The sequence below is a fragment of the Rhizobium sp. TRM95796 genome (assembly GCF_025779995.1).
Taxonomy (GTDB): Bacteria; Pseudomonadota; Alphaproteobacteria; order Rhizobiales; family Rhizobiaceae; genus Rhizobium_E.
Window position 1 is genome coordinate 1,005,075 of record NZ_JAOXHE010000001.1, and the last position, 18,094, is coordinate 1,023,168.

Here is an 18,094-nt window from a genome sequence, read left to right on the forward strand (position 1 = left end):
CATGCTGGACCCGATCATTGCGTTTTTCCAACGCATCTTCAGCGCCATCGGCCGCGGGATCGGCATGATCATCGCCTGGATCCTGTTTCCCTTCCTCAGCGCCAGCCGCTGGTACGCCTCGCGCGGGCTGATCATCAAGGCGGTGGTCGGGCTATTTCTGTTGATCCTGGTGGGCGCCTATGGCCATTTCATCTGGATGACCCAGGTCTGGTCGGGCTTCAATCCCGATTATGTCGCGGCCTACAAGCTCAACGAGCGCAAATTCGTCGCCGGCCAGGATATCAGCGGCGCCGACAGCGCCACGCCCACCGCCTGCCAGACGTCGGGCATCGTCGATGTCGCCGCCGATCTCATCGACCAGGAGGTCAACCAGAACGCCTGGATCTCGTCCATGCCGCTTTATAAACTGGGATTGTTCGGCATAGACTGGGATCACACGCCCTGGCTCGACAACAAGGCCAGCTTCCAGCGCGGCGTGAACCAGACGGTGCGCCGCACCACGGTGGAGCTTGTGGATTCGCTCGCCCGCGTCCGCGGCACCTCGGGCATCAACAACACGCTGCAGCTCGCGCGCTCCAACATGCAATATGACGAAGGCTCCTGGTATGTGAGCTTCTCGCCCTTCGGCTTCCGCACGCCGACGCCCGACATCTATCGCCAGGCCGTCACCCAGCTCAAACAGTTCAATACCGAACTCGGCAAGTGCCAGTCCGTGTTCGACGGCCGCGCCGACAATCTGCTCGAATTCCTCGACCGCATCGCCAATGATCTCGGCTCGACCTCGGCCATGCTTCGCGAGCGATCGGAGAATTACAATGCCGGCTGGTTCGACACGCGCGCCGACGATCGCTTCTGGTTCGCCTATGGGCAGCTCTACGGCTATTACGGCATCCTGACCGCCGCCCGCGCCGATTTCGGCTCGGTGATCCGCGAGCGCAATCTCGCCCCGCTCTGGAACGAGATGCTGAAGCAGTTCCGCGCCGCGCTCAACATCCAGCCCGCGATCATTTCCAATGGCCGCGAGGACGGCTGGATCATGCCGACCCATCTCGCCACGCAGGGTTTCTACATTCTGCGGGCGCGTTCGAATCTGATCGAGGTCCGCGACGTGCTGGATCGATGACGAGAGGGGCGATGAGCCCCTCTTTCGTGTCTGGCGCGACAGACGAAAGCCGATCGGATGCTTCGGAAGATCTGGTGAAAACGGCCCCGTTTCTCCGGTCATAGTGAGAAACGGGGCTATTCTGGCGTGCCGCCGCTGATGCATCGCTGTGTGGCCGCGTTTTGCCCTGACGACCGCACAACCTGCATATTAGGAACTCCCACATCAAACTTGCTCCGGCCTGACCGGTCAATTCCCGTGATCACTCATGAAATTCCGTGGCCCTCCTTGACGCGGCAAGGGTGCTTGCTACTTTGCGCAACACGCACGCCGGCCCGCGTCGAGCGCCGATTTGCCTGAAACGCCAGGAAAAACCGGACCGTACGAGGCGACGCGCATCGGGTCTCACCACTTCCGGAGAATGAAATGTCGAACCGCCTCAACTCCACGCCGAACGATATGCGGGCGTTCTGGATGCCGTTTACGGCCAACCGCCAGTTCAAGAAGGAGCCGCGGCTGTTCGTCGGCGCCAAGGACATGCATTACACCACCCATGACGGCCGCACCGTGCTCGATGGCACCGCCGGCCTCTGGTGCGTGAACGCCGGCCATTGCCGTCCGCTGATCACCGAGGCGATCCGCGAGCAGGCCGGCGAACTCGATTACGCCCCGGCCTTCCAGCTCGGTCACCCCAAGGCCTTCGAGCTCGCCAATCGCCTCGTCGACATCGGGCCCGAGGGCCTCGACCATATCCTCTACACCAATTCCGGTTCGGAATCGGTGGAGACGGCGCTGAAAGTGGCGCTCGCCTATCACCGCGCCAAGGGCAACGGCTCGCGCACCCGCCTGATCGGCCGCGAACGCGGCTATCACGGCGTCAATTTCGGCGGCATTTCGGTGGGCGGCATCGTCTCCAACCGCAAGATGTTCGGCACGCTTTTGTCCGGCGTCGACCATATGCCGCACACCCATCTGCCGGCGAAGAACGCCTTCTCCAAGGGCCAGCCGGAACATGGCGCGGAACTCGCCGACGAACTCGAGCGCATCGTCACCCTGCATGACGCCTCCACCATCGCCGCGGTGATCGTCGAGCCTGTGGCCGGCTCCACCGGCGTGCTCATTCCGCCAAAGGGCTATCTGCAGCGCCTGCGCGAGATCTGCACCAAGCACGGCATTCTGCTGATTTTCGACGAAGTAATCACCGGCTTCGGCCGCCTCGGCGCGCCCTTCGCCTCGCAATTCTTCGACGTCAAGCCCGACATCGTCACCACCGCCAAGGGCCTGACCAACGGCGTGATCCCGATGGGCGCGGTCTTCGTGACCTCGGAAATCCACGACGCCTTCATGACCGGCCCGGAACATCTGATCGAGTTTTTCCACGGCTACACCTATTCCGGCAACCCGATCGCCTCGGCGGCAGCCCTCGGCACGCTCGACACCTATAAGGAAGAGGGTCTGCTGACCCGCGCAAGCGAACTCGCCCCCTATTGGGAAGAGCGCCTGCATTCGCTGGCCGATTGCCCGCATGTCATCGACATCAGGAATATCGGCCTGATCGGCGCGATCGAACTCAAGCCGATCGACGGCGAACCCACCAAGCGCGCCTTCTCGGCCTTCCTCAAGGCCTATGAAAAGGGCCTTCTCATCCGCACCACCGGCGACATCATCGCGCTGTCACCGCCCTTGATCATCACCAAGGAGCAGATCGACGAATTGATCGGCAAGCTGAGGGAAGTGTTGGTCGCGAACGCGTAAGGTTTCAATGTTTTCCGAGTAGTTCAAGGCTTAGAGCCTTGAACTACTCTAAAGCCACTCCGGAAACGTGGAATGAACATCGCGTCCATCACGCAAACTTTCCTCAAATGCCTGGACGGCTCAAGAAGAACAAGCTCATTATTCAGATCGTCAATCACATTGTCGCTAAGGTCGCCCTTGGTTATTTCGCGCTCCACAAACAAGAAGACATTGAATATCGCCCGAAGGGCGCTCTTTATTTTAACTCCAGTTGCCTCTTCCAGAATTGAGGCTCCGGTAAGAACTTGGTAATCACAATGGCTAATATGCCGATTACGCCAATCTCGTGCAAATGCAGTTTCATCTGAAGCAATATTAATTAGGTCTGAGAATTTTTCCCTATGTTCTGGAACTTCCAAAAATCGATCAAATCGCCTTATTGTTAGATTTTGCTTTTTTTGACCCTTACCACTTTCTGCAGGGTCAGTTATTCTACAAATTCCTAAAATCACAAATTCAAAGAAATTCCGTTGAACCCTGGCAAAAAAAGCCGATCCAGCTTTGTTTAAAAGCTGCACTCGTTCGGGAGAGTGCTGAAACAGACCGCAATACTGCTTCCAAGTTAGCCAGACGTCACAATATTCTGAAAACGCATAATAATAATCGCGACCAAAATCTTCACCTAACTTCAACTGATAGTAATCACGTGTTTCGGTCGCGGATCTGTGCATAACAGCCACCTATATTTCTTTGCTTATCGCTGGAGATCTGCAACAGGTCGGCGATGAAAACCACGCGCAACCCTGAATTGATAATGCACATAAACACTCTTTCTACAACACCCCTCTATCATACACAGTATGATTTGCGCCCTCTCACGCCCCGCCGCACATATGCTGACTGTCGGCCATCTCCCAGCTTTCACCGGTGCGGAGATTGGTGGTGCGATAGCCGCGGCCGCGATCGTCGCCGGGCGGGCAGTCCTTGGGAATGTCGGTGAGGCAGATGCGGACGGGATCGCCGATCTTGGAGCGGACTACCGCCTCGACCCTGTCATAGCCGATCTGCAAGCCTTCATTGGCGAAGGCGACATAAGTTCCGGTTTCAAACGTCTCATCGCCTTCCAGCCTTCCGCCGATTTCGACGATGCTGGTGATGGCGCAGGCTCCGATCAAGGTCGGCAGGGGCTCGTTCTTGTTTTCGGCGAGAACAGCGGCGACGCTGGAGGACAGACAGAGCGCGGTCAGGACAGCGCGCAACGTCGATGAGAACATGGGAAAACTCCAAGGCGAACCAGATGCGGAACCATCGCGGCAACAGCCGTCGAACGTTGCGCTCAGAACCGAGACGATACAGCATTCCTCACGCCTGCATATGACGAAGCCGGCGGCCCGACAGGAAATCGCCAGACCGCCGACCGCCCCCTAACCCGTCGTGAGATCCCTCACTTCATCACCATGTCCCGTCCGGCGTGATCTTTCAGGCTTTCTCGGATCGGCAGCCCCTCCACCAGGCTGTAGCCGCGATGATCATAGGAAAAATGGGCGGTAATCTCGTAGAGGCCGGTGTTCAAGCCGCCGATATAGCGGCAGACCGCAGCGAGACGCGGGCCGGCGGAAAGGCCCGTGACAGCGATGTCTCCACGGGTCTGAACGCTGCCCGATCGCAGATCGGCGAAAGCGCCGGAATGGGCGCGCGGAGCGAGAATCCGCGCGACCTCCGAGGGTTTAGGGCAGAGCACGGCGGAAGCGTCGACCAGCCGATAGGCGCGGGTGATCCCGTCCTTGCGCTCGAGCGAGATCGCGAAGGGTCGCGCCTTGGGCCCGTCGCCGATGCCGACACAGGTCCAGCGGGCGGCCGCGCCGGGGCTTTCGGTCGGCAGACAGCCATAGAGCCGGGTCATGACGCGACTGGCCGGTCCAGCCTCATTGGCGATCGTGCGGTTGATCTCGTCGGTCTGCGGCCCGCCATGGCGGGGCGGCATGGCGTTTGCGGCGGTGGCGGTCAGTGTGACTGCGGCGGTCAAGGCGAGCATTTTCAACATCATGGCCTCCTGTGTGCGTGTTGATGAGGCCACTTTGCCCCGCCTCCAAAAGCCGGGCTGTCACCTGGGAGACAGGATCGACGAGACGCATTCGAAAACGTCGATAAATCATGTGGGGGCGTGACCCCCGCGCCCACCCCCGCTACACTCGCGAACACAACAGGAATCGGAGCAGGCCATGAGCGAACTCGAACGGATGATCGATGCGGGAACGGGCCGCACACCCGCGGATATCGTGCTCAAGGGCGGACGTTTCTACGATTTGGTGACGGGAGATCTGGTCGCCTCCGACATCGCCATTACTGGCGATCGTATCGTGGGCACCTATGGCGACTACAAAGGCGCTGTCGAGATCGACATTTCCGGTCGGATCGTCGTGCCCGGCTTCATCGACACGCATCTACATATCGAGAGCTCTCTCGTCACGCCGCATGAATTCGATCGCTGCGTGCTGCCTTATGGCGTGACGACGGTGATCTGCGATCCGCATGAAATCGCCAATGTGCTGGGCACCGAGGGGCTGCAGTTTTTTCTCGATTCCGCTGAGGAAACCATCATGGACATCCGCGTCCAGCTGTCCTCCTGCGTGCCGGCCACGCATCTGGAGACGGCGGGGGCGGATCTGCCGATCGAGCGGCTCCTGCCCTTCCGCAAGCACCCGAAAGTCATCGGGCTGGCGGAATTCATGAATTTTCCGGGCGTGATCCATAAGGATCCCGTCGCCATGGCCAAGCTCGAAGCCTTCCAAGGCGGCCATATTGATGGTCACGCGCCGCTGCTGTCGGGCTATGGGCTGAACGGCTATATCTCAGCCGGCATTCGCACCGAGCATGAGGCGACCTCGGCAGAGGAAGCCATGGAGAAGATCCGCAAAGGCATGCATATCCTCATCCGCGAAGGCTCGGTGTCGAAAGATCTCAAAGCGTTGACGCCGTTGTTCACCGAACGCCTGTCACCCTTCATCGCGCTCTGCACCGATGACCGCAATCCGCTCGATATCGCCGAACAGGGCCATCTCGATTATCTCATCCGCACGGCCATCGCCGATGGCGCAGACATCCTCGCCGTCTACCGCGCCGCCTCCATCTCGGCGGCCCGCGCCTTCGGCCTGATGGATCGCGGCCTGGTAGCGCCTGGACGCCGCGCCGATCTCGTCGTCATCGACAGTCTGGAAAACTGCAGGGCGGAACTGGTGTTTTCGGGCGGCCGCAAGGTGACGGAAGAGCTGTTCGCCAGCCGCAAACCGGTCGCGCCCGTCGGCACAGACAGCGTCCGCGCCCCCGAGATCACGGCGGCCGATTTCTCCGTGCCGGCGCGGCAGGGCGACAGCTCCGTGCTCGGCGTCATCCCCGGCAAGATCATCACCGAACACCGCCGCCATCGCCTGCCATCCCGAGGCAATCAGGCAAGCGTGGACCTCGAAAACGACATCCTGAAAGTCTCGGTGATCGAACGGCACGGCAAGAACGGCAACCGCGCCGTCGGCTTCGTCCAGGGTTTTGGCCTCAAGAAAGGCGCCATCGCCTCCACCGTCGGCCATGACAGCCACAATATCTGCGTGGTCGGCGCCGATGACGAGGATATGGCCGTCGCCGTCAGGCGGCTGAGCGAGATCCGCGGCGGCTTCGTGGTGGTCGAGGGCGGCAAGGTCACCGGCGAAATCGCCCTCCCCGTGGCGGGGCTGATGAGCCTCAAACCCTATGAAAGCGTCCGCGACACGCTGCATCACCTGCGCGAGGCGGCCTATGCGCTGGGCTCGACGCTGCAGGAGCCTTTCCTGCAACTGGCCTTCCTGCCGCTGCCGGTGATCCCGCATCTAAAAATTTCCGATAAGGGGCTGGTGGATGTCGACAAGTTCGAACTGATCGACGGATAGAGCATGAAAAAAGGCGGGCGCCGCGCGGCCCCGCCTTTTTTCGGATCTTCGCGTTTCTTCAGCGCCGGTAGAAGATCATGCCGGCGTGATAGAGAATGCCGTCCTTATAGACGCCGTCGCTGCGCAAACCAGCGTCGTCGTAATAGGCGACCTTGTCGCCGTCGATCTCGTAGCGGCCCTGGCGGGTCGGGCGGTCGACGACCGCATTGCGCTCCACGAAGCGGCCATCGGCGCGCACTTCGCGCTGCACCTGGCCGTCGCCGGTGATCCACATGCCCACCAGGCGATTGACCACGTCGACCTCTTCGGCGCGCACCTCCTGCTTGCGCTTGACGGTGTCGCCAAACGCCTTGCCGAAGATTCCGAACGCCGCGATCATCGAGAACACCACCGCCATTGCATTGATCAAAAATCCACCGTCAGCCATTGATCCACCTCGCTTCCGCCTGCCGCTCGCGCTCCTCGTTGAACGCTATGATTTTGTCGCGCAACGTCTTGAACATCCTGAGCGGGACATCCCATCTAATGGCGATGTGAAGCTGGTCGTTTTTCATAATCGTGCTCCTTCCATCTCAGGTTCGTCGTTTTGTGCAACACGGCCAATATGGGGAACAAGCGGCCGCAGCGGTAGACCGATCCTCCGGAAGGATTGCACATTCCTACAAAGGTTAGCATGCAACCATTTCCTGCCCCGATCGGACGTGCTAGTAATAAGCCATGAAATCGGGCGAAAAATGGTTCCCAAGGTGACAAGATGAAGAAATCTCAGGAGCTTGCGTTTCTTATTGCACATTACGCCAAGGAGGACGGCGTCGCTCCAACCGGCGTTCCCAGGCTTTTTACGGCGAAACTGTCGTCGCCGTCGGAGCCGGCGCACGGCGTTCACTCGGCGTCGATCTGCTTTATTGCGCAAGGCAGGAAGCAGGTGACGATGGGCGATCAGCTCTTCACCTATGGCGCAGGCCAACATCTGGTCGTATCCATGGACCTGCCGGTGGTCGGCCAGGTGATCGAGGCGAGCCCGGACAATCCCTATCTTTGCCTAAAACTCGATCTTGACATGGAACTCTGCGCGGAGATGCTGCTCAAATATCCCGGTGCGCCGAAAAGCGAGGCCAAGCTCGGCGCGGCCTTGGGCGAGACGCCGGAACCTTTGATGGACGCTGCGATCCGGTTGTTGAAGCTGAATGAAACGCCCGACGACATCGCCGAACTAGCCCCGTTGATCGAACGCGAGATCATCTACCGTCTGCTGCAGGGACCGCAGGGCTGCTGCATCCGCCGCGCGCTGACGCCGGAAAATCATCACCGCCACATCGGCCGCGCCATCAACTGGATCAAGGAGCATTACGACCGGCCGATCCGCATCGAGGATGTCGCCTCGGTCTCCGGCATGAGCCCGTCGTCGCTGCATCAGCATTTCCGCGAGGCCACCACGCTGAGCCCGCTGCAATATCAGAAGCGGCTGAGACTGCAGGAGGCGCGGCGGTTGATCCTCACCCAGTCGCTGGATGCGGCCAGCGCCGGCCATACGGTCGGCTATGACAGTCCTTCGCAGTTCAGCCGCGAATACAAACGCCTGTTCGGCGCCCCGCCGGCCCGCGACATCGATCGCCTCAGGCGCTCGCCGGTCGCCGCACAGGCCGAGGCGTGATCATCCTGCGACGCTGCGGCGCTTGGCGGCGCAGCGCTTCGGGTTTATGATCGACGGGTAAACACGGGACGAACCATGCCGCGTCTGCCGCTCTTGTTGATGGTGCTGGGCCTTCTGGCGGGATTGATCTCCCTGCCGGGCGCCTGGCGCGCGCCTGAACCCGCAGACGCCGTCCCCGCTCATCACGCCATGATGCAGCATGACCACGCGGCCATGATGGACAACTCCACCGGCCATGGCGGAAATCATGACGGCGCCGCGGAGAAATGCGCCGCCTGGTGCCTCGCCTCGCTTCTGTCGCTCCCGGCGGAGCCGCGCATAGACATCACGCGCGCTGCACAGACACAGCGGCCGGCCCCGTCCTTGCAGGCTCGGCTGATCGGCCGCGACCTCGCCCCCGGGCTCGAGCCTCCCATCGCCTCTTTCGTTTGACGACCCGCCGCGGCGCTCGACCCGCCGCCTTCGACAGATCAGACGAAAGAAACATTCCATGAAACGCAGGGGTTTTCTCGCGGGCGCCGTCGCGCTCGCCGGCGGCGCGGCCTTCGGCCTGCCCGCCCCCGTTCGGGCCGCCGCACGCGCCTTGACCATCTCCACCCGCACTCTCGAAATCAACGGCCGCGCCGCCACCGTCTATGGCCTCACCGGGCCCGACGGCCGCCCCGGTCTGACATTCGCGCCGGGCGACGCCTTCCGCGTCGATCTCGCCAACAGGCTCAAGGAGGAGACGATCGTGCATTGGCACGGGCTGACCCCGCCGATCAGGCAGGACGGCGTCGCCCATGCCGGCGGCATGCTGAAGCCGGGCGAAACGAGAGCATATGACTTTCCGCTCGACCGACCCGGCACATACTGGATGCATGCCCATACGCTGCAGGAGCAGAATCTGCTCGCCGCGCAGCTGATCGTTCATTCAAAGGAGGATCTGACCGCGGACCGCCAAGAGGTCGTCATGCTGCTGCACGACTTTTCCTTCACGCCGGCGGAAGAACTGCTGACGCGGCTGACCTCGGGCCAGGGACATGGCGGCATGAAACATGGCGCCATGGATCACGGAACGATGGACCATAGTTCGATGAACCATGACGCGATGGGGCATGGCTCCATGGACCATGCCTCGGGCATGAGCGCCTCTATGATGTCGATGGATCTCAACGACATCGAATACGACGCCTATCTCGCCAATGACCGCACGCTCGACGATCCCGAAATCGTAACGGTCGAGCGCGCGGGCCGCGTCCTGCTGCGCATCATCAACGGAGCGGCCTCGACCGGCTTCACTATAGACACCGGGGCGCTCACGGCCCAAGCGGTCGCGGTCGACGGCCAGCCGATCACGCCGGTCGAGGCCACGCTGTTTCCGCTCACCATGGGCCAGCGCGTCGATCTGCTCGTCGATCTCCCCAAAGACGGCGGCTCCTTCCCGATCCTCGCCCGCCGCGAGGGGACCGCGCACCGAACGGGGCTTGTTCTCGCCACCAAAGGCGCGGCGACGCGGAAAATCGCGCCTCTGAGCGAAACCGCCGGCCCGGTTCTCGATCTCGCCTTCGAAGCAAAACTGCAGGCCGCCGCGCCGCTTCCCGCCAAAGCCGCCGCAAAGCGCTTCATGGTCCACCTGACCGGCGACATGGCGAGTTACCAGTGGGGCATGGCGGGCGCGGAGGACATCACGGCGGCGCCGGGCGAGAGGATCGAAATCAGCATGATGAACATGTCGATGATGGCACACCCGATGCATCTGCACGGCCATCATTTCCAGGTGACAGCCATCGACGGCGCGCCCCTCTCCGGCGCGCTGCGCGACACCGTCTTGGTCCCGCCGATGAAGACCGTGACCATCGCCTTCGACGCCGGAACGCAAGGCGACTGGGCCTTTCACTGCCACCATCTCTATCACATGGTTCAGGGCATGATGGCGCATGTGAAGGTGGGTTGATGGCCCTGCCGATGACAGGAACGAGGGCCACCTGACGCCAGCCAATGGAGCGCCGACGAAGATCGCCAATCATCGGCGGCGCCGATTATTGTCGTCACCACTGCCTCAGGCCGAGATGCTCCACCATCGGCTGATAGTCGCGGTCGGAATGGATAAGAGCGTATCGCTGATCCAGACAATAGTAGCGGTGCGCCACTCGCACTTGGACAAATTCCTGGATTCTGTGTGGAGAACCAGCAGCTTTTTTGGCATGGCAACTATAGACCAGTAGGAATCCTCGGACGACCGATCTTGTGACGCCTAGCAGTTGTTGACCTTAGGCTCGGATGCCCGCCATATTGCAACCGGGGGCAATTGCCGTTTAGGGTGCACTATAGTGATATCAGCCGTTTGCCGCCGAATTGTTCGGTTTCTTCTACGCGCTATTGCCATATTTTCTGCATTATTCGCTCTGGCGTTCGTCCATTTTACGAAGCCTTGGGTGCTTCCGGAAACGCTCGCTGATGCAGTATGTTCAGGAAATACCGTTGCCGTCATTCGTCATCTGGAATCGGGCGCTGATCCCAACGCCAAGGAACTCGGCTGGTCATACGAAGGCATTCCATTGTTCCTTCAGTTCGACAACACGGGCTGTCAAAAGCCAATGGGAGTAATGATACGTCAAATCCTGATCCACTATGGCGCCGATATCCACCAGTCGACATCGTCTGGATACACGCTTCTAATGCTTGCCGTCAGCGAAAATAATCTCGCGGATACGCGCTATCTTTTGGAAAACGGATTGAACCCCAACGCCCAGTATAGAGACGGGAGCACAGCTCTGATGGTGGCTGCCCAGCTGGACAACACCGATATCGCCCAGTTGCTCATCGATTATGGGGCTGCCCCCAAGCTGAGAACCAAAGACCGCCAAACAGCATCCGATTTCACGCATGATCGGGCTTCAAAAGAACGGGAAGCGAAACCAGATAGCGGGTGGTCACATTGACTTAGTCCGCAATGGGCGACGGCGGTCACGGGGAACGGGTTACTTTACCAGACAATTCCACGGTAGGAGCTTATCAATCGGGCTCTGCTTGCGACCATTGACGAAGGCGGTGAGCGTGCTGGTCAGATAGGCCAGCGGATCAAAAACCTTGAATTTGCGCGTTTCGATAGGTGCGGCGATCAGCTTCAGCCGATCCGCCTTCCGTGACCGGAACACGAAGACCGTGCCGGTGAATGGGCCTCTACGCAGCTCGTTCTTTATCAGCGCAGCCATGATCCGCACGCGGCTCGATGGAAAGATCATGTCGTAGCCGCTCGCCACGATCGATGGCCGCACGCAGGGCTTGTTCGACGGTGTCTCGTTCCGATTTTCCGCCTGTCGCTTTCATCGCGCGCTCAAGCAGCGATGCCTCCACATCTACTTTTGTCTGCATGATCGCCTCGCCTGTTCGTACCTCATCATAAGTCCCCGCAAGCTCCTCGCGCAAGCGCCTCTACTTGCCCGATACCGCCATGTTTCGGCCTTATTCGAGGCCAAGAAAACCGGACATCGGCCATCCACTTTCATTGGGGCCGGCACGGAGCACGCCTATGAGCCTTCGCATCCTCACGTCCCTCCTTCTCATGACTTCAGCCGCCAGCGTCGCACACGCCGCCGGCATGACGCCGACCAATTCGTCCGGCCAGATCGAACTGACGCTCGACGAACACGAATTTGATCCGGCCGAAATTCATGTACCGGCGGGAAAGCCGATCCAGATCCTGATGAATAACGAGGACGGCACGCCGGAAGAATTCGACTCGCATGACCTCAAGACCGAGAAGGTCGTCGCCGGTCATGCCACAGGGATCATCCGTCTCAGGCCGCTGGCCAAGGGCAACTATCATTTCATGGGCGAGTATCACTCCGACACCGCCCAGGGCGTGATCGTGGCGGAATGATCCCATGTTCTCTGCCCTGATCATCGTTTTCCGGGAAATGCTCGAAGCCGGGTTGATCCTCGGCGTCGCCCTCGCCGCCACGCGCGGTCTCAGCCACAGGCTGCCCTGGCTTGCGGGCGGCGTGGCGCTCGGCATTGCGGGCGCGCTGCTCGTGGCGGTGTTCGCCGAGGCGATCGCCGGGCTGTTTGACGGCGCCGGTCAGGAACTGGTCAACGCCGCCATCCTGCTTCTCGCCGTCGGCATGCTCGCCTGGCACAACGCCTGGATGGCGAGCCACGGCCGGGACATGGCGCGCGATATGAAACAACTCGGCGCCGAGGTGGCTCAGGGAACACGGCCGCTTCGCGCGCTCGCTGTGGTCTGCGGCGTCGCGGTCATGCGCGAGGGGTCGGAAGTGGTGCTGTTTCTCTATGGCGTCGCCTCCGCCGGCGGCGACAGCGCGAGCGATATCCTCATCGGCGGTCTTCTCGGCCTCGCCGGCGGCGCGGCGGTGTCGACGCTCCTCTATCTCGGCCTGATCTCCATCCCCATGCGCTATCTGTTCGGGTCGCTGTCCCTGCTGATCTCGCTGCTGGCCGCCGGCCTCGCCGCCCAAGCCGTGACCTTCCTGCAGAGCGCCGGCTATCTGATGCAATGGACCGATCCGCTCTGGGATACATCGTGGGTCCTGTCGCAGGATTCCATGGTCGGCCGGGTGCTGCACACGCTGATCGGCTATTTCGACCGGCCCGACGGCATGGAACTGGCCGCCTATGTCGCGGCGCTCCTGGCGATGCTTGCGCTCAAGCAGGTCGCCTCGCCACGGCCTAACGCGTTGACCACACGCTGACTGTCCGACAAGCTTTCGAGCCGTGGCGCGCTTGACGGCCGCCGCGGTTTTGTCTTCGGTCTGGCTCTCGCTGGACCGTCGTTGTGATGACAGCTATTGTGCCCCTATGATATTTCACCTCTCTCTCGAAGATCCCGGCCAGCCGGATGTGCTCAAGCTTCTGGAAGATGGCGAAGCCTATGGCGCCGCACTCTATCCCGCCGAAAGCAACCACTATTTACCCGTCGAGACGCTGCGAGCGACCCATATCCGTTTCGTGGTCGCCCGCACCGAACATGGAGTAGCGGTGGGGACCGGGGCTATCGCGCTCGATGACGGCTGGGCGGAGCTCAAGCGCATGTGGGTGGCGCCCGCCGCCCGTGGTCGCGGCCTGTCCAAAACGCTGCTCGCCCATCTCGAAGCCCGCGCCGCCGGCGCCGGCATCTCGGTGATCCGGCTGGAAACGGGCATCGAGAACCACGAGGCGCTGGGGCTCTACGAGCGCTCCGGCTATGTCAGGCGCGGGGCCTTCGCCGATTATCTGCCGGATCCGCTCAGCGTGTTCATGGAAAAGACGCTAATCTAGAAATGCTCGCCTGACCTGAAGGGACCGACCCTTATGCCGGCGGCGATCAGATAGGCCGTCGACCAGCCGATCAGCAGAAAGCCGTTGACGCCCTCGAGGGCGGCGAACAGCCGCCATTCATGCGCCGGCACCACGTCGCCATAACCGACGGTGGAAAAGGTGATGGTGGAGAAATAGAGCGCGGTGGGAAAATCAGCGACGACGCCGAGCAGCGTGTAGCAGGCGGCCCAAAGCCAGACCTGCACCGTCAACACGGCGAAAATGCCGATCACCACCGTGTTCATCGCCAGCACGCGGCTGCGATGGCCGTGCAGCCGGAAGCGCCCCGTGAGCCATGTCATCACATGCGTCACCGCCATCAGTCCCCAGGTATGGATGAGGACCGTCAGCGATATGACCAGCGCGCCCAGGCCGAGATTGGCGATCATCCAAGTCCCCTCCATTGTCCGTTTCAGACAATAGGGACCGCAATTCAACCGGGCAACCGAGATTTCACCGGCTGGCCTGCGACATACGTCTCCGCGATGGCGCGATCGTCGCCCAATGTCTGCAAGAGGAACAGTTCCTCGGCCAGCGTTGTGACGACTTCCATCTTCAGCGCCATGGCCGGCGTGGCCTGCGCGTTCAGCAACACGAAATCGGCGTCGTGGCCAATCTCCAGCGCGCCGATGCGATGGGAAAGCCCGAGCGCCTCTGCGTTGCCGCGCGTCATGCGGTAGAAGCTTTCGAACGGCGTCATGCGCTCGCCCTGCAACTGCAGCACCTTATAGCCTTCATCCAGCGTCCTCAGCATGGAATAGGAGGTGCCGCCGCCGATATCGGTGGCCACCGCCACGCGCACCGGCTTCTCCCGCTGTGTCAGGCGCTTGAGACCGAAAAGGCCCGAGCCGAGAAACAGGTTGGAGGTCGGGCAGAACACCGCGACCGAACCGCTCTCGCTCATGGCGTCGGCCTCGCGGTCGGAGAGATGGATGCAATGGCCGAACAGGCTCTTCGGCCCCAGAAGTCCGTAATGGGCGTAGACGTCCGTATAGTCCTTCGCCACCGGATAAAGCTCCTCGGTGAAGCGGATCTCGTCGTGATTTTCCGACAGATGCGTCTGGATGTGCAGGTCCGGATATTCCCGCGCCAGCGTCTGCGACGCCTCCATCTGCTCGGGCGTCGAGGTGATGGCGAAGCGGGGCGTGATGGCGACATGGTTGCGCCCCTTGCCATGCCAGTCGGCGATCACCTGTTTGGTTTCATCATAGCCCTGCTGGGCGGTGTCACGCAGCCCTTCGGGCGCATTGCGGTCCATCATCACCTTGCCGCCGACCATCAGCATGTTGCGCCTGAGGCTCTCGGCGAAGAACATGTCGGCGGACACTTTGTGGACCGAACAATAGGCGACCGCCGTCGTCGTGCCGTGACGGATCAGCTCGTCGAAGAAACGGATGGCGATGCGCGCGGCATGCGCCTGATCGGCGAAACGCTGCTCCTCGACGAAGGTGTAGGTGTTCAGCCATTCCAAGAGATTGGCGGCGTAGGAGCCGATGACCTGCATTTGCGGGAAATGCAGGTGCATGTCGATGAAGCCGGGCGTCAGGAGATGCGGACGATGATCGACGGTTCCCACATCCGCAGCCGCCCGCGCGGCGACATCGGCGTATTCGCCGAGATCGGCAATCCTGCCCTCCGCGACCAACACGCCTCCGTCCTCGATATAGCGATAGGACGCGGCGTCGCCGAGACCCTGCGGTTCATGATGGAAGGACAACAGGCGCGCGCGGATAAGGAGCGGTTTCATGAAAACCCTTGGCTGGAACAGAATATGAGGAAAGCCTAGCGAAACGGGGCGCAATGCTCAAGCAGCATCCCTATCGGGTCCGCAAACAGCGCAACATCCTGCGTGAAGACGTCGGATCAGTCGATCAGATCGGAAAAATCGACCTCGTCCTTGAACAGGTCGACATAGTCGCGAACCATATCCCTGTTAGCGTCCGACATACGTTTCCCACGCCCGACGACGCCCTTGTTGAATTTCAACGTCGGCTTTCCCGTATTGGCCACGATGGCCGCGGCGATGCGCTCGGCGGTGGCCGCCCCGCCAATGTAGCCGGCGAGCTTTTCGGCGAGCTCGGCCGGTTCGCCCTTGATGTCGTCTTCGTAGGAGATCCAGAGCGGGGCAACCTGTCCCATCGCCTCGCATTTTCTCCAGGAAGCATAAAAGGACAGATACCACGGCAGGTAGAGACGGATCAGCGTCGCCATCCGCCTGTCGTCCGGCATGTCCTTATAGGCATGCGGCAGATGCGTATAGAAATAGAATTTGTCGGCGGGGTGCGAGCGCGCCGCCTCAAGGCACATGTCGTCGAGGCTGACCAGCGAGTCCATGAGATTGCGTTTCAGAAGGATCGGTTTGACCTGATAGAGAGCCAATTGCGCGGCGAGATAGGGCGTGCAGCGGACATGCTGTTGCGACACGAAGCCGTTGGGAATGAAGCAGGCGCGCAGAAGAGCCAATTCGTCCATCTCGTGTTCGCGCATGGCGGCGCCCAGGGCGCCGGCGTTCTGCAGCCGCGCCACAGGCAGCGTCAGCAGCGACTCCTGCGCGCCGAGCGCATGGACCAGCACGGCGGACAGGAAGGTCGACGCCGTCTTGCGCGGGCAGGCCAGCAATATGCGCGGCGCCCGCACGGTCTTCACTGCCTTTTTCAATCGCAGGACGATGTCTGCAAATTCGGTCAACCCGATCTGCTGGCCGCGCCACATGCGGGCGGCATAGGCGTCATCGGGCGCATAGAGCGGATTGGACAGTCCCACCGAGCAGGCGATCTGCCGTTGGAGAGGATCGGGAAGGCCAGTCATCAACTCGGCAACCGTCGCCGACAGCTTGACGGGATCCGTGATATTCACCACCTTGGCGACCATTTGCTGGATGATCGCCTGGGCGTCGACGCCGGATTGCGGGCTGGGAGAGGTCATGGCGGGGTCGCGCTTCCTGTCAATCATCGTCGGATCGCGCGGAGACCGCGCGGAACGGAGGAAGACCGAGAGCTAAAGCCGCAAGCTGGCGCGGACCTGTTCCGAAGAGCTTCCGCGCCTCAACCGAACCTCAGTTCGTCCTCCTGGCGATCGCGTTCTCATACCAGGCCGTCAGCAGCTTGCGCTCTTCGGGCGAGATTTCGGTCACGTTGCCCGGCGGCATGGCGTGGCTGCGGCCGGCCTGCAGATAGATCTCGCGGGCATGCATGGCGATGCGGTTGTCCGTGTCCAGCATCACCTGCTTGGGCGGAAACACCACGCCGTCCCAGACGGGCTCGGCGGCGTGGCACATCGAACAGCGCGACGACACGGTCTCGACCACCTGGGCGAAATGCGCGTCGTTGCGGAACTTCTCGAACATCGGCGACAGCTTGGCGTCATCCTCCCCCGTCAGGACCTTGGGAACGGTCGACAGCCACATGATCAGCACGAAGAGCAGGATCGTCACCAGCCAGGTCCAGTGCGGATGCCCCTTGCGGGCATGCACGGTGTTGAACCAGTGGCGGATCGATACGCCCATCAGGAAGACGAGGCCGGCGATGATCCAGCTATACTGCGTGGCGAACGCCAGCGGATAGTGGTTCGACAGCATGAAGAAGATCACCGGCAGCGTCAGGTAATTGTTGTGCAGCGAGCGCTGCTTGGCGATCACGCCGTATTTCGGATCGGCGGCGCGGCCTGCCTTGAGATCGGCCACCACGATTTTCTGGTTGGGAATGATGATGAAGAACACGTTGGCCGACATGATCGTGGCGGTGAAGGCGCCGAGATGCAGGAAGGCGGCGCGGCCGGTGAAGATCTGCATATAGCCCCAGGCCATGGCCACTAGCAGCACGAACAGGATCGCCATCAGCCACCAGGTGTGCTTGCCGAGCGGCGACTTGCAGAGCGTGTCGTAACAAATCCAACCGATCGACAGCGAGCCCATCGAGATCAGGATCGCTGCCCAGTTGGGCACGTCCAGAAGATGCCGGTCGATGAGAAAGAGATCGGCGCCGCCGTAATAGACAACCGCCAGCATGGCGAAGCCGGAGAGCCAAGTCGTATAGCTCTCCCATTTGTGCCAGGTGAGATGCTCGGGCATTTCCTTGGGCGCCACCAGATATTTCTGCATCTGGTAGAAGCCGCCGCCATGCACCTGCCATTCCTCGCCATAGACGCCGGCGGGAAGGCCCGGCCGCTTGACCAGTCCGAGATCGACGGCGATGTAGAAGAAAGACGAGCCGATCCAGGCGATTGCCGCGACGACATGCAGCCAGCGCACCGCGAAAGCCAACCATTCCCAGGCCATGGCGTAATCGTACATTCCAATCCCCTCTTTTATTCGACTCGCAACTTTGCAGAAGAGCGGGGGTCCTGAAAAGACCCGTTGATGCAGCGCACAGAAATTAGCGTGATCCC

Annotated in this window: 21 protein-coding genes; 10 read left to right on the plus strand and 11 right to left on the minus strand. The window is 61.2% G+C overall.

What is annotated here, in order from left to right; genetic code table 11:
• Nucleotide 1: 1 nt before the first annotated feature.
• Nucleotides 2-1,123, plus strand: a complete 1,122-nt coding sequence (locus OCK01_RS04795; RefSeq protein ID WP_182828745.1) for a DUF2333 family protein — start codon at nucleotides 2-4, stop codon at nucleotides 1,121-1,123.
• Between the two features lie 405 nt (nucleotides 1,124-1,528).
• Nucleotides 1,529-2,857 carry an aspartate aminotransferase family protein gene (locus tag OCK01_RS04800; RefSeq protein ID WP_263822902.1) on the plus strand — a complete coding sequence of 443 codons (1,329 nt, stop codon included), beginning with the start codon at nucleotides 1,529-1,531 and terminating at the stop codon, nucleotides 2,855-2,857.
• A 23-nt stretch (nucleotides 2,858-2,880) separates the two neighbouring features.
• Here the strand turns inward: OCK01_RS04800 and OCK01_RS04805 are convergent, their stop codons facing one another.
• The 3 genes from OCK01_RS04805 to OCK01_RS04815 all read right to left on the minus strand — a co-directional run bounded on the left by OCK01_RS04805 (nucleotide 2,881) and on the right by OCK01_RS04815 (nucleotide 4,880).
• A complete protein-coding gene (locus OCK01_RS04805; RefSeq protein ID WP_263823161.1) occupies nucleotides 2,881-3,567 on the minus strand; it encodes a hypothetical protein in 687 nt (228 codons plus the stop codon).
• 144 nt (nucleotides 3,568-3,711) lie between these two features.
• On the minus strand, nucleotides 3,712-4,110 hold the full coding sequence (locus tag OCK01_RS04810) for a hypothetical protein (RefSeq protein WP_263822903.1): 399 nt from the start codon (nucleotides 4,108-4,110) through the stop codon (nucleotides 3,712-3,714).
• Between the two features lie 170 nt (nucleotides 4,111-4,280).
• Nucleotides 4,281-4,880 carry a hypothetical protein gene (locus OCK01_RS04815; protein ID WP_263822904.1) on the minus strand — a complete coding sequence of 200 codons (600 nt, stop codon included), beginning with the start codon at nucleotides 4,878-4,880 and terminating at the stop codon, nucleotides 4,281-4,283.
• 178 nt (nucleotides 4,881-5,058) lie between these two features.
• Between OCK01_RS04815 and ade the strand changes: the two genes are divergently transcribed.
• Complete coding sequence (ade, locus tag OCK01_RS04820) at nucleotides 5,059-6,756, plus strand: adenine deaminase (protein ID WP_263822905.1); 1,698 nt, start codon at nucleotides 5,059-5,061, stop codon at nucleotides 6,754-6,756.
• 58 nt (nucleotides 6,757-6,814) lie between these two features.
• On the opposite strand, the gene OCK01_RS04825 is transcribed toward ade, so the two are convergent.
• Together OCK01_RS04825 and OCK01_RS04830 are read right to left on the minus strand one after the other, a co-directional pair.
• Nucleotides 6,815-7,183, minus strand: coding sequence for an Atu4866 domain-containing protein (locus OCK01_RS04825; RefSeq protein ID WP_182828737.1), 369 nt, complete (start codon nucleotides 7,181-7,183; stop codon nucleotides 6,815-6,817).
• Nucleotides 7,176-7,310 (minus strand): hypothetical protein, encoded by a 135-nt coding sequence (locus tag OCK01_RS04830; RefSeq protein ID WP_263822906.1) that lies wholly within the window; start codon nucleotides 7,308-7,310, stop codon nucleotides 7,176-7,178. The genes OCK01_RS04825 and OCK01_RS04830 overlap by 8 nt, the downstream gene beginning before the upstream one ends.
• A 200-nt stretch (nucleotides 7,311-7,510) precedes the next feature.
• Here OCK01_RS04830 and OCK01_RS04835 point away from each other — a divergent pair, with 200 nt between their 5' ends.
• The 4 genes from OCK01_RS04835 to OCK01_RS04850 all read left to right on the plus strand — a co-directional run bounded on the left by OCK01_RS04835 (nucleotide 7,511) and on the right by OCK01_RS04850 (nucleotide 11,334).
• Nucleotides 7,511-8,410, plus strand: a complete 900-nt coding sequence (locus OCK01_RS04835; protein WP_263822907.1) for an AraC family transcriptional regulator — start codon at nucleotides 7,511-7,513, stop codon at nucleotides 8,408-8,410.
• A gap of 75 nt (nucleotides 8,411-8,485) precedes the next feature.
• Entirely contained in the window at nucleotides 8,486-8,842 is a 357-nt protein-coding gene (locus OCK01_RS04840; RefSeq protein ID WP_263822908.1) for a hypothetical protein, read from the plus strand.
• A 58-nt stretch (nucleotides 8,843-8,900) separates the two neighbouring features.
• On the plus strand, nucleotides 8,901-10,346 hold the full coding sequence (locus OCK01_RS04845; protein WP_263822909.1) for a multicopper oxidase family protein: 1,446 nt from the start codon (nucleotides 8,901-8,903) through the stop codon (nucleotides 10,344-10,346).
• Nucleotides 10,347-10,827: 481 nt separating this feature from the next.
• On the plus strand, nucleotides 10,828-11,334 hold the full coding sequence (locus OCK01_RS04850) for an ankyrin repeat domain-containing protein (protein ID WP_263822910.1): 507 nt from the start codon (nucleotides 10,828-10,830) through the stop codon (nucleotides 11,332-11,334).
• Between the two features lie 39 nt (nucleotides 11,335-11,373).
• Here OCK01_RS04850 and tnpB read toward each other — a convergent pair whose 3' ends face one another.
• Nucleotides 11,374-11,655 carry an IS66 family insertion sequence element accessory protein TnpB gene (gene tnpB, locus OCK01_RS26520; protein ID WP_412178978.1) on the minus strand — a complete coding sequence of 94 codons (282 nt, stop codon included), beginning with the start codon at nucleotides 11,653-11,655 and terminating at the stop codon, nucleotides 11,374-11,376.
• On the minus strand, nucleotides 11,576-11,767 hold the full coding sequence (locus OCK01_RS26525; RefSeq protein WP_412178965.1) for a type II toxin-antitoxin system VapB family antitoxin: 192 nt from the start codon (nucleotides 11,765-11,767) through the stop codon (nucleotides 11,576-11,578). The genes tnpB and OCK01_RS26525 overlap by 80 nt, the downstream gene beginning before the upstream one ends.
• Before the next feature lie 157 nt (nucleotides 11,768-11,924).
• Between OCK01_RS26525 and OCK01_RS04860 the strand changes: the two genes are divergently transcribed.
• From OCK01_RS04860 to OCK01_RS04870, 3 genes are all read left to right on the plus strand, one after another.
• Complete coding sequence (locus tag OCK01_RS04860; protein WP_263822911.1) at nucleotides 11,925-12,275, plus strand: cupredoxin domain-containing protein; 351 nt, start codon at nucleotides 11,925-11,927, stop codon at nucleotides 12,273-12,275.
• Between the two features lie 4 nt (nucleotides 12,276-12,279).
• Nucleotides 12,280-13,104, plus strand: a complete 825-nt coding sequence (locus OCK01_RS04865) for an FTR1 family iron permease (protein ID WP_263822912.1) — start codon at nucleotides 12,280-12,282, stop codon at nucleotides 13,102-13,104.
• 106 nt (nucleotides 13,105-13,210) lie between these two features.
• Nucleotides 13,211-13,669 (plus strand): GNAT family N-acetyltransferase, encoded by a 459-nt coding sequence (locus OCK01_RS04870; RefSeq protein ID WP_263822913.1) that lies wholly within the window; start codon nucleotides 13,211-13,213, stop codon nucleotides 13,667-13,669.
• Here OCK01_RS04870 and OCK01_RS04875 read toward each other — a convergent pair.
• The 4 genes from OCK01_RS04875 to OCK01_RS04890 form a co-directional block, all read right to left on the minus strand.
• Nucleotides 13,666-14,097, minus strand: coding sequence for a potassium channel family protein (locus tag OCK01_RS04875; protein ID WP_263822914.1), 432 nt, complete (start codon nucleotides 14,095-14,097; stop codon nucleotides 13,666-13,668). The genes OCK01_RS04870 and OCK01_RS04875 overlap by 4 nt on opposite strands.
• A 44-nt stretch (nucleotides 14,098-14,141) precedes the next feature.
• Nucleotides 14,142-15,455 carry a guanine deaminase gene (gene guaD, locus OCK01_RS04880; protein ID WP_263822915.1) on the minus strand — a complete coding sequence of 438 codons (1,314 nt, stop codon included), beginning with the start codon at nucleotides 15,453-15,455 and terminating at the stop codon, nucleotides 14,142-14,144.
• A gap of 116 nt (nucleotides 15,456-15,571) precedes the next feature.
• Nucleotides 15,572-16,660, minus strand: a complete 1,089-nt coding sequence (locus OCK01_RS04885) for a hypothetical protein (protein WP_263822916.1) — start codon at nucleotides 16,658-16,660, stop codon at nucleotides 15,572-15,574.
• A 103-nt stretch (nucleotides 16,661-16,763) separates the two neighbouring features.
• Complete coding sequence (locus tag OCK01_RS04890) at nucleotides 16,764-17,999, minus strand: urate hydroxylase PuuD (RefSeq protein WP_263822917.1); 1,236 nt, start codon at nucleotides 17,997-17,999, stop codon at nucleotides 16,764-16,766.
• Between the last annotated feature and the right edge of the window lie 95 nt (nucleotides 18,000-18,094).